This window comes from Streptomyces sp. NBC_00236 (assembly GCF_036195045.1).
Classification (GTDB): domain Bacteria; phylum Actinomycetota; class Actinomycetes; order Streptomycetales; family Streptomycetaceae; genus Streptomyces.
On sequence record NZ_CP108100.1, the window covers coordinates 5,740,858 to 5,752,195 of the forward strand.

Annotated in this window: 7 protein-coding genes; all 7 read left to right on the plus strand. The window is 73.5% G+C overall.

Annotation, left to right across the window (positions count from 1 at the left end):
- Positions 1 to 148: 148 nt before the first annotated feature.
- Positions 149 to 3,637 (plus strand): SAV_2336 N-terminal domain-related protein, encoded by a 3,489-nt coding sequence (locus OG446_RS26075; protein ID WP_443050231.1) that lies wholly within the window; start codon positions 149 to 151, stop codon positions 3,635 to 3,637.
- Positions 3,638 to 3,792: 155 nt separating this feature from the next.
- The gene (gene fxsA, locus OG446_RS26080; protein ID WP_328896306.1) at positions 3,793 to 3,984 is read left to right on the plus strand and encodes an FxSxx-COOH cyclophane-containing RiPP peptide; all 192 of its coding nucleotides are present in this window, start codon (positions 3,793 to 3,795) and stop codon (positions 3,982 to 3,984) included.
- A 286-nt stretch (positions 3,985 to 4,270) separates the two neighbouring features.
- The gene (locus OG446_RS26085; protein ID WP_328898419.1) at positions 4,271 to 5,455 is read left to right on the plus strand and encodes an FxsB family cyclophane-forming radical SAM/SPASM peptide maturase; all 1,185 of its coding nucleotides are present in this window, start codon (positions 4,271 to 4,273) and stop codon (positions 5,453 to 5,455) included.
- Positions 5,452 to 6,843, plus strand: coding sequence for an aKG-HExxH-type peptide beta-hydroxylase (locus OG446_RS26090; RefSeq protein ID WP_328896307.1), 1,392 nt, complete (start codon positions 5,452 to 5,454; stop codon positions 6,841 to 6,843). The genes OG446_RS26085 and OG446_RS26090 overlap by 4 nt, the downstream gene beginning before the upstream one ends.
- 81 nt (positions 6,844 to 6,924) lie before the next feature.
- Positions 6,925 to 9,918, plus strand: coding sequence for an FxSxx-COOH system tetratricopeptide repeat protein (gene fxsT / locus OG446_RS26095; RefSeq protein WP_328896308.1), 2,994 nt, complete (start codon positions 6,925 to 6,927; stop codon positions 9,916 to 9,918).
- A gap of 68 nt (positions 9,919 to 9,986) precedes the next feature.
- The gene (locus tag OG446_RS26100; RefSeq protein WP_328896309.1) at positions 9,987 to 10,400 is read left to right on the plus strand and encodes a CU044_2847 family protein; all 414 of its coding nucleotides are present in this window, start codon (positions 9,987 to 9,989) and stop codon (positions 10,398 to 10,400) included.
- Positions 10,397 to 11,332 carry an AAA family ATPase gene (locus OG446_RS26105; RefSeq protein ID WP_328896310.1) on the plus strand — a complete coding sequence of 312 codons (936 nt, stop codon included), beginning with the start codon at positions 10,397 to 10,399 and terminating at the stop codon, positions 11,330 to 11,332. The genes OG446_RS26100 and OG446_RS26105 overlap by 4 nt, the downstream gene beginning before the upstream one ends.
- Positions 11,333 to 11,338 lie beyond the last annotated feature (6 nt).

The window sequence follows — 11,338 nt, forward strand, 5'->3', positions numbered from 1 at the left end:
CGGGGCCCCAGCGGGCCGGGAGCCGGACGGGGCACCCGACCCGGACGGCCCGGCGCCCGGTGTGGGCGTGAGCGGGTCGGCGCCCGGGGCGGGCCCGGACGGGTCGGCTTCCGGGGCGGGTTCGGACGGGTCGGCGCCCGGGGCGGGCGTGAGCGGCGTGGCACTCGGGGAGGGCCCGGACGGTGCGGCATCCGGAGCAGCCCCGGACGGAGCAGCCCCGGACGGAGCGACCTCGGACGGGTCGGCGCCCGGTGAGGGGCAGTTGGCGACGCTGGTCGCGCGGCTGCGTGGAGCCGGGCTCGACCCCGACGTGGAGCAGTTGTGCGACGCGCTCTGGCTGGCCCGGTGGACCCGCAGCACCGATGAGCCCGCGACGGACCGGGAAAGGTCCGAGGGGCAGGGCGGGGTGCCGTCGGCGCCGTTCCCCGATGAGCGCGGGGCCCCCACCCGTACCGCGACGGGCCCTCCGCCGGAGAGCGACGCCCCCGACGTGGACGAGGAGGCCCCGCCCGAGGGGCCGCGCGGGCCGAGGGGCGACGGGAAGATCTCCCTGTACCCCCTCCCGGGCCGGGCGCACGCGCCCCGCGACGACGACCACGGATCCGGCCGGCGGCCTCCGGCGGGCGCCCCCGGCACCGCGCTCACCTTCGGCGTGCCCGCCGCCCCCGTGCTGCCCGCCCCCCTCGAACTCACCCGCGCCCTGCGCCCGTTACAGCGCTACCACCCGGCCTCCGCACCGCTGCGGCGCGCCCTGGACGAGACGGCGACCGCCGAACGCAGCGCCCGGGCAGGCGGCATGATCATGCCGGTGTTCCGTGGCATCCGCCGGGGCGACGCCATCCTCCAGTGCGTCATGGACGCTTCCTCCTCCATGCTGGTGTGGGACCGGATGTTCCATGAACTCCAGCGCATCTTCGCCCAGTTGGGCGCTTTCCGGGATGTCCAGGTGCGTTATCTGCACCAGGGTCCCGACGGCGGATGCGCGGTCAGCCGCAGCTCCGACCCGGGCGCGGGGCCCCTGCACTCCGCGGACCGGCTCAGCGATCCGACCGGGCGCCGGGTCACCGTCGTGATCAGCGACTGCGCCGGACCGCTCTGGCACAGCGGGCGCGCCCACCGGCTGCTGCACCAACTGGCCTGCCAGTCCCCGGTCGCGGTCCTGCAACCGCTGCCGCAGCGCATGTGGAGCCGGACCAGGCTGCCCGTCACCTTCGGCTCCCTGTCGCGGGGCGACGGCCCGGCCGGAGCGGCGCAGCTGAAGGTCGCCGAGGACGCCGGGGCCGGCCCCGCCGTGCACCCCGGGGCCCTGGCCGTCCCCGTCCTCCCGCCGACGGCGGACGCGCTCGGGGCCTGGGCCCGGCTGCTCTCCGGGACCGGTGCGGCCCGGATCGCCGGTGCGGTCGGCTGGGTGCGGGCCGACCAGCCCGCGGCGGCGGCCCAGCGGCCCGGCGGATCGCTCTCCTCGCTCCAGCTCGTCAGCCGCTTCCGTTCGGTGGCCTCACCGGCCGCCGGCCAGCTGGCCGTCCATCTGGCGGCTGCTCCCCTCTACCTCCCGGTGATGCAGCTCGTGCAGCGCACGATGCTGCCCCACTCGGGACCGTCCGAGCTGGCGGAGGTGCTGCTCAGCGGACTGCTCACCCGCGCCGACGGCGGTGGCGGCCGCGGGCAGTGGTACGCGTTCGAGCCCGGCGTCCAGGACGCACTTCTCGGGCCGCTCGGCCGTGACGAGGCCCTGCTCGTGCTGAAGCACTGTTCGCAGTACATCGAGCAGCGGTTCGGCAAGGGCGGCCCGAACTTCCCTGCCCTGGCCTTCGCCCAGCTCGGGGACGGCACGCTGCGCGGTGCACGGCCCGGCGCCCCCACCCGGACCCGGCCCGGTGACGGGGCACGGGGCACCGTGGAGAGCGACGAGAGCGGTGGCGGTGAGCCGGACGGGGTCGAGGGCGAGGAGGACGAGCCGGGCGACGGCCGGGGCGTTCCGCACGCGTTCGCCGAGGTCGCGGCCCGCGTGCTGGAGCGCTTCATGCCCGTACCGCCCGGGTTCGTGATCCAGGAGCCCGCCGACGGGACTGACCTCCCGGAAGCCGGCACGAGCCCCGCCGTGGAACAGGCCCGCGAGCTGGTACGGCAGTTCGAGGCGGACAAGATGGTGCAGCGCCTGATCGATGCCGTGCAACTGCTGAGAGGAGCCGCCGGGAATGTCCCGCAGTCACCCGCGGGCCCGGAGCTCCGGGCCGAGTACGCGCGGTGCGTGCTGAGGCTCTGGGAGGTGCGGGGCGGCGAGGAACTCCTCGGCGAGGCCAGAAGGGCAGCCGAACGGGCCGTGGCCCACCCCGGCGCCGTACGCGAACGCGCGGTGCTGGCCCAGGTGCTGCACGCGGCGGCGGACGACGCGCGGCGGCGCGGGGACCGGCGCGGCGCCCTGGACCTCCTGCGGCGCGCCGAGCGCGAGTACATCCTCGCCTGTGCGGCCCCCGGAATGGAGCCCGCCGAAGCCCTCCGGCTCACCCTGGAGCGGGTGCGGGCCCTGGAGGCGCAGTGGCGGCTCGACGGTGACAGCGCCCTGCTCCAGAGCGCCTGCGGGATGCTGGAGGCCTTCGCCGACTCCTGGCCCGACCAGGAGAACCGCCCGTCCGCACTGCCGCTGCAGCACGGCAGGACGCTGCTGAAACTGGCCGGTGCCACCGAGGACCCGGAGCAGTCCCGGGAGTACGCACGGCAGTCCGCCCGCTCGCTCCGCACGGCGTTCGCCCAGGGCGGCGGACACACCACGGGTACCGAGAACCGCATCGTGCTGGATCTGGTGGACGCCCTGCTCGCCTCGGGCGAGGAGCCGGACGAGGCCGCGCTCCTGACCGGCCAGGCGCTGGAGACCGTACGCGAAGGGCGGCAGCGCGCCCAGTTGCAGACCAGGGCGGGAAGGGTCCGGGCGGCCCGCTACGAGCACACCGGCGACCCGGCCGAACTCGTCGCCGCCGCCGACTGGTTCGCCCGCGCCGCCCGCGGCACCCCGCGCGACTCGCGGGCCCACACCGACCTGCTCGCCGAGTGGGGGGCCACGCTGCTGCGACGCGCCGAGCTGCCGGACGGCGGTGCGTACGTGGGCGCGGCCGTGCGGGTGCTGCGCGACTGCCGGTCCGAGACGCCCGCGGGCGGCGCGCACCAGTCCGAGCGGCTGCTCATGCTCGGCCGGGCCCTGATGCTGCGGCACCGGGCCGCCGCGGACCGGGTCGACCTGCGGGAGGCCGAGCATCTGCTCAGGCTGGCGGCGCAGGAGGCGGCGGCTCCGCTGACGGCGGCCCGTTGCTGGCTGGAGCTGGGCCGGGCCTGCCTGGAGGCCGCCGACGTACTGGACCGTCCGGCCCGGCGGGACGACGCCGCCGAGGCCTTCCGGTCGGCCGCCGAGTCCGCAGCGGAGGCGGAAGCGGAGCAGATGAGTCCACAACAGCTTCAAGAGGCTGTGGAGTTGGGTGCTACAGCCAACCACTGGCGGGGTAAGACCTATGAGAGTGCGGGACGCCCCCGGGCCGCGCGGGACGCGTACCGGGCGGCCCGTCAGGAGTGGCGGAAGCTGCCGGACGGCGGCGGCGCGGCGGGGGAGTCGACCGCCGGGCGGCTGGCCGAACTGGAGCGCTGAGTGCTCAACGACGAGCGCGGGGCGTTGCGTGACCGGTGACGCCCGGTGTGATCCACACGAAGGGCCCGAGGCGGGTCAGGGACGCGGGACCGGCGGTGTGCGCTCAACGGCGAGCGCGGCGCGGCGGTCCCGGTGCTGCACTACGGGGAGGCGTGATGAGCGAGTCGACACGTAAGGACGGGACGGGGGCGACCGGTGCCGCCGGCGAGCTTCCGGATCTGCTGGGCCTCGATCTGGAGTCCCTGCGGACCATGGACCACCCCGTGCTGTCCGAGGTGGTCGCGGATCTGCGAGGCCGCGTCGAACAGCCGCGGGAGATGCTCTGGGGATTCAACAACGCCTTCTGAGGCGGGGCGCCGCCCCGCAGTCACGCGGTCCGGGGCGCCGACGACCACGACTTCACCGCCCGGGACCGACCGGCCCTCGCCGTCCGGCGCGGGGATCGTCCGGCCCTTGTCGTACGACGCGGGGGCCGACCGGTGCCCGCCTCACGGCGCGGGGGCCGACCGGCCCGGGCAGCCGCTTCCGGTTCCGGGCTCCGTCCCGGCAGACGTACAGCACGGGGGTGCCCGAGTGGCTCGACCGACGACGCCGCGGCGCGCGAAGGGGGCGGCGCGCCCGGACCCGGCACCGGTGCCGGTCCCCTCGGACGCGGCCCCCGTGCCCTTCGGGCAGTTCATCGTGAAGGTGCACGGCCGCTGCAACCTCGCGTGCCGCTACTGCTACCTCTACGAGGGCCCCGACGCGACCTGGCGGACCCGCCCCGCCGCCGCCCCGCCCGCCGTCCTCGACCGCACCGCGGACCGGATCGCCGAACACGCGGCCACCCACCGGCTCCGCCATGTCGCTCTCGTCCTGCACGGCGGCGAACCCCTCCTCGCAGGCCCCGACCGGCTGGCCGCCCTCGCCGACCGGCTGCGTGAGCGCGTGCCCGGCCACTGCACCGTCCACGCCACCGTGCAGACCAACGCCACCCTGCTCACCGACGCCGGCGTCACCACCCTCGCCCGGCACGGCATACGCATCGGCATCAGCCTGGACGGCGGCCTGGCCGCACACAACACCCTGCGCACCGACCACGCGGGCCGACCCTCCTGGCCCGCGGCCTCGCGCGGCGCCCGGCTGCTCGCCGACCGCCACCCGGAGGCGTACGCGGGCATCCTCACCGTCGTCGACCCGCGCACCGACCCCCTGGAGATGTACGAGTCACTGCTCGCCCTGCGTCCGCCGGCCCTGGACCTCCTGCTGCCGCACGGCAACTGGACCAGTCCGCCGCCCGGCCTGGCGGACCGGGCCGGTCCGCCCACCGGACCACGACCGGGCCGCGCCACCCCGTACGGCGACTGGCTGTGCACCGTCTTCGACCGCTGGTGGCCGGCCGCCCGCCGGGAGACCCGGATCAGGCTCTTCGAGGAGTGCATCGCCCTGCTCCTCGGGCTGCCCGCCGCCACCGAGTCCCTCGGGCTCGACCCCGTCAACGCGGTCGTGATCGAGACGGACGGATCGATCGAACAGGTCGACTCCCTCAAGTCCGCCTACGACACCGCGGCCGCCACCGGACTCGACGTCTTCCGCCACACCTTCGACGACGCCCTGCGCCACCCGGGCGTCGCCGCACGCCAGGCAGGGGCCGGCGCACTCGCCGCGGTCTGCCGCGCCTGCCCGCTGCTGAACGTCTGCGGCGGCGGCCACTACGCCCACCGCTACCGCGCAGAGAACGGCTTCGTCAATCCGTCCGTCTACTGCGCCGACCTCGACCGGCTGGTCCGCCACGTCGCGGACCGGCTCGCCGACGCAACCGCAGGAGACCCCCCATGAGCTCCGTCGTCCCCGACCGCGCCCTGCGCGAACTCGGCCGCACCGAAGGCACCGCCGACACCCTCGGCCTGCTCGTACGCGACCAGGACACCCGCCGTCTCGTCCTCCTCCGGGCCCTGCTCGACGCGGCAGCCGCAGCGCCGGTGGCCGTGTGCCCGCCCCCACTGCTCGACCGGCTGCACACGGACTGGGCGCTCCTCGAATCCGCCGAGCGCACCGACCGGGCCGCGGTGCGCGCCGTGCTGTTCCACCCCATGACGGGCCCCTGGGCGGAAGGCCTCCTGGCCGGCCTCACCACGCAGACCGCGGCGGGCCCCGACCTCCTCGCCGCCCTGGCCCATCTGACCGCCCTCGCCGCAGCGGCCGCGATCCGCGCCGGGATGCCCGTCACCACCCGGCTCACGGCCCGCGGCGGACAGCTCTCCCTGCCCACACTCGGGGCGGTACGCGCCCAGGACGGCCCGGCCGACATCGCCTTCGAGGAAGGCGAGATGACCGTCCGTCCGGCCGGCGGACCGGCCCTGACCGTCCGAGCCCAGCCGGACGGCACCCTGACCTCCGCCGATCCCCGCTGGCTCCCGGTGCTCATGCTGCACCCCGTGCTGCCCGGCACCGGCCCCGTGCCCCTGGACGACGTCGACCCGTACCGCACGCGCGGAACGGGCCTCGAACGGCACGGACTGAGCGCGGCCACCCACGTCGACGACCAGGAACGCAAGGCCTGGACGGCGTCCTGGGCCGGAGTCGAACCGCTGCTACGGCTCGGCGGCGAACACCGGCTCACCGAAGCGGCCGTGCTGCTGCGCTGCCTCGTCCCGCTCGGCCCGCCGCCCGGCTCGGGACCCACCGGGGAGGCCGCGGCCCACTGCAGCGGCACCCGGCGCGAGGCCTTCGGCGCGGTCCTCAGCAGCAAACCCGCCACCCCTGCCTACTTCGCCTCGACGCTCGTCCACGAGCTCCAGCACACCAAGCTCGCCGCCCTCGGCGCACTCGTCCCGCTGCACCACGAGGACGCCACGCCCCGCCACTTCGCCCCGTGGCGCGCCGACCCCAGGCCCTTCGACGGGCTGTTCCAGGGCGCCTACTCGCACCTCGCGCTCGCCGACTACTGGCAGCGCTTCGCACTCGGCGCCGGCCGCGTCACCCATCGCGACCTGGCCTGGGCCGAACACGCCCGCTGCCGCCAGCAGGTCGGGGCCGTCCTGCCCGTCCTGGCCGGATCGGCCCGGCTGACCACCGAGGGACGCGTGCTCGTCAACGAGATGATCACGCTCTACCACCGTCTGGAGGATTCGCCGCCACCCACGGGTCACCTGGCGCGCGCGGACGCGTACGTGAACACCACGAGGGTGATATGGCAGCAGAGGAACGGATCACCCAGGACCTGAGCAGCCAGGTGATTCCGGCCGGAGCGAGCACGCCCCGGTGTATCTTGAAAAGGCTCGCAACGATGTCAGGGAGACGGTTGAATGCCCGGTACGCGTAAGCAAGTTGGAGCAATCGGGGCGCAGACCGTCACCCTCAGTTTCGCCGGGTTCAACCGGGCCTGGGCGGCATGGATCGCGGACCGCCTGGAGCGCCGCGGAGTGACGGTCGTCCAGCAGCGCTGGGACCCCCAGGTGGAGGTCCCGCTGGAGGACGCGCTGCAGGATCTGACGCTCTCCCGCGGCCGGGTCCTGGTCCTGCTCAGCGACTGGTACTTCCAGCTGGGCCCGCGCAGCCACGAGGAGTGGAACCGGGCCCTGCGCGAGGTTGTCGCCCCCGACCCCGACCGGTTCGCCGCCGTCTCCATCACGACCTCGGCGCTGCCCGGCGCCACCTCCGTGTTCGGCGCCGCCGACCTCACCAACGTCGGCTCGGTAGAGGCCGAACGACGGCTTCTCGTACGCCTGGGCCTGCCGACGACCGCCCAGCCCGAGGGCACCGAGACCCGCACCGGGCCCCGCTTCCCGTTCGACACCCCCGAGGTGTGGGGCGGGGTCCCGCGGCGCAACACCCGCTTCACCGGCCGCGAGGAACTGCTCAGCAAGGCCTACCAGGCACTCCAGGACGCCGGGACGGGCGCCGGTGTGGTCACGCTGCACGGCATGTCCGGCGTCGGCAAGACGCAGTTGGCCGCCGAGTACGTGTACCGGTTCGGTTCCGAGTACGACGTGGTGTGGTGGGTGCCGGCGGACCGGCGCGCGCTGTACCGGCAGAAGCTCGCCGAACTCGCCCCGGAACTGGGCCTGTCCACCGGCGCCGAGTACGGCGAACGCCTGCGCGCGGTCCGGGACTCACTGCGCCGCGGCGACCCGCACGGCCACTGGCTGCTGATCCTGGACGGCGCGGACGAACCCGACCAGATCTGGGACCTGGTCCCGACCGGCCCCGGGCACGTCCTGATCACCTCACGCAACCCGGAGTGGAGCGAACACAACAGCAACCTCGTCGAGGTCCCGGTCTACGAGCGCGAGGAGTCGATCGCCTTCATCCGCCGCAGGGCCCCGCGCCTCACGCACACCGAGGCCGACCGGCTGGCCGAGGCGCTGGAGGACCTCCCGCTGCTGCTCGACCAGACGGCGGGATGGCTGAACGACTCCGACATGTCGGTCGAGGAGTACATCGACCTCCTCGGCGGCGGCATCGACCAGGACGTCGTCAAGGTCTCCGCGGACTTCCCTCTCGCCTTCCAGACCGCCTGGTCGATACTGCTCAACAAACTCCGCGACACCGTCCCCGAGTCCGTCGACCTGCTGCGCCTGTGCAGCTTCTTCGCGCCCGGCTCCATCCCCGTACGGCTGCTGAAGGAAATGCCGTCCGGGGAACTGCCCGAACAGCTCTCGGGCCTGATGAACGATCCGCTGCTGTGGAACAAGGCGATCGGTCAGCTGCGCCAGTACTCCGTGGTCCGCCTGGAGTCGCACGACTCGATCATCGACGACGCGTCCTCCGGCGAGTCGATCTACCTGCACCGCATGGTCCACCAGATCGTCCGCAAGGACATGCCCGACCAGGACCGCCGGGAGTTCATCGACGTCGTACGCCGCGCCCTGGCTGCGGCCGACCCCGGCCGCCCGACGGACACCCGGCTGTGGCCCACGTACGCGGAGATCACCCCGCACCTGAAGTGGGCCGACGTCCTGCGCAGCACGGATCCCGCGGTACAGAACCTGGTGCTCAACTGCCTGCGCTACATGTACCTCTCCGGGGAGTACCGGGCGGGCATCAAGCTGGGCGCGCGCGCCATGGACGCCTGGCGGGAGCTGCTCGGCGAGAACCACCCGCGCGTGTGGGACCTCAGCTACCACTACGCGAACCTGCTGCGGGCCGTCGGTGACTACGCCGGAACGGAGGCCATCGAGCGGGCCGCCGTCGACCATCTCCGGGCCGAGCGGGGCGCGCAGGACCTGGAGCACCTGCGTGCGGCGGGCGGTCTGGCGGCCGATCTGCGGGGGCTGGGGCGGTACGAAGAGGCCCATGAGATGTCCGAGTGGATCCTGGGTGCCTACCGGGAGCTGCTGGGGGACCAGGATTCGCGGACGCTGAACGCGCAGAACAATCTGGGCACGTCCCTGCGTCTCCTCGGCCGGTACAAAGAGGCACTGGAACTCAACCGGCGCACCCTGGACGCGCGTCGGCAGTTGCTCCGCCCGCGCCACAGCTGGACGCTCTACTCGGAGATCAACTACGCCACCGACCTGCGTCTGCTCGGCCGGTACACCGAGGCCGAATCGCTCCAGGCCCAGAGCGCCCGAGTGCACCGCACCGTGATGAACCAGGACAACCCGCAGACCCTGCGCGCCGAGCACAACCTTGCCCTGTGCCTGTACCGCTCGGGCAAGCGGAGCGAGGCAGCGGAGCTCTTCACCCGGGTGCTGGAACGGGGCGAGCGGGTCCTGGGCGAGACCGACCCGCTGACCATGATGTTCGCGGCCAGCCAGAGCTTCTTCGCCCGGGAGCATGCCGACATCGACCAGGCCAGGGCCATAAGCGAGAAGGTCGTGAGTGGATATGTCGACATGCTCGGTGAGGAGCACCCGTATGTCGCGGGCACGCGTGCCAATCATGCTCTGATCCTGCGCAACGTCGGCGAGCGGGACCAGGCGCACCACCTGCTGGAGGAAGCGCTCACCGAGATGGGCCGGGCCGTGGGCGAAAGCCACCCCTGGACCCTGGGCTGTGCGATCAACGCCTCTGCCTTGCGGAATCTCGTGGGTGACCCGGAGTCCGCCGCCGCGCTGACGGACGCGATCAGCACCCGCGCCATCGAGGTGCTCGGCCGCACCCACCCCCTGACGCTCTCCGCGCGCATCGCGCACGCCGCGGACCTGCGCGGCCTTCGTGACCTGCGACATGCGGACAAGGTCGAGTCGGAGGCGCTGGACGACCTGAAGAAGACACTGGGGGACCAACACGTCCACACCGTGTCTGCGCGGTCCCGGGTCCGGCCCTATTGGGACTTCGAACCGCAGATGATCTGATCCATGGATTCATTGATGCAACGTCAGTATCCTTATTGAACAAGGGAGTTGAGCACCCAGGGGGGCGCATGACGGTCGTGGTGGGTTCGGTGTCACCCGGCGAGGACGGTCCGATACCGGTCGTGGTGGACGCCGAGGCGTACACCACGACCCAGTCGCCCGTCAGTGACGCCGACTCGTTGTACGGGAGCGTGGACACCCGGGACGGCGCCGGCGCCGCGCGGCGCGTGCTGGGGGCGGCGGGCGATCTGTACGGCGACGGCCTCGACCTCGCCCGGCGCTGCGCCTCCCAGGCCATGCGCCGGCTGGGTGACCTCGGGGACGGGCTGCGGCCCGACGAGGTCGAGCTCCAGGTCGGCATCACCTTCGAGGCGGGCATGGCCGCGGTGGTGAAGGCCGGTGCGGAGGCGCAGATCCAGGTCACGTTCCGCTGGCAGCCGGGGCGCGAGGAGCAGGCGACCGCCGTGGTGGCCCCGTCGTGAGCGGTGCGGCCGCGGAGGCGATCCTCCCGTACAGCCGTGTCGTCGGGCAGGACGATCTGAAGCTGGCCCTGGAGCTGAACTTCATCGCTCCGGGCATCGGCGGCGTCCTGATCGCGGGACAGCGCGGCACGGCCAAGTCCACCGTGGTGCGGGCCTTCGCGCTGATGACCGGCGGCCGGCTGCCCGTCACCCTGCCGATCAACGCGACCGACGACCGGGTGCTCGGCGGCTGGGAACTGGACGCGCTGATGCGAGGCGAGGCGAAGCGGCAGACCGGACTGCTCGAAGAGGCCCACGAGAAGGGGATGCTCTACATCGACGAGGTCAACCTTCTCGATGACCACATCGTCAACATCATCCTCGATGTCGTCTCCACCGGCGTCCTCTCCGTCCAGCGCGAAGGCATCGACACCGAGACCCATGTGTCGTTCGGGCTCGTCGGCACGATGAATCCGGAGGAGGGCAGCCTCCGGGCCCAACTGCTGGACCGCTTCGGCCTGATGGTGACGACCAGCGAGCTGGACACGGAGGAACGCCACCGGATGATCACCACCGTGCTCACCTTCGAGGAGGAGCGGACCGACCCCGGTTCCGATTGGCTGCGCACCGCCGAGGAGGAGAACCGGCAACAGCGTGAGGGCCTGCTGGCCGCCCGCGGCCGGCTGACCACCGTCCGGCTCGGGACGGACGTCAGCAGGCTCTGTGCCGAGGCCGCTGCCCGGACCGGGGCCGTCGGACAGCGCGGCGACCTGCTGGTCGCCAAGGCCGCCCGGGCACTGGCTGCCAAGGAGGGGGCACCGCGGGTCGAGCCCCGGCACGTGCGCAGGGCCCTGCCGTTCGCACTGCGCCACCGCAGGCCCGATTCCGTTCACGGTTCGGAACTGAGCTGGGGACCGGACGAGGAAGCCGTTCTCGACGAGCTGTTCGGCTGAGCCGCG

Bases quoted from the DNA above. Each gene is read 5' to 3' on its own strand.
- fxsA (WP_328896306.1), top strand. From the start codon at position 3,793: ATGAGCGAGTCGACACGTAAGGACGGGACGGGGGCGACCGGTGCCGCC.
- OG446_RS26090 (WP_328896307.1), top strand. From the start codon at position 5,452: ATGAGCTCCGTCGTCCCCGACCGCGCCCTGCGCGAACTCGGCCGCACC.
- fxsT (WP_328896308.1), top strand. From the start codon at position 6,925: ATGCCCGGTACGCGTAAGCAAGTTGGAGCAATCGGGGCGCAGACCGTC.
- OG446_RS26100 (WP_328896309.1), top strand. From the start codon at position 9,987: ATGACGGTCGTGGTGGGTTCGGTGTCACCCGGCGAGGACGGTCCGATA.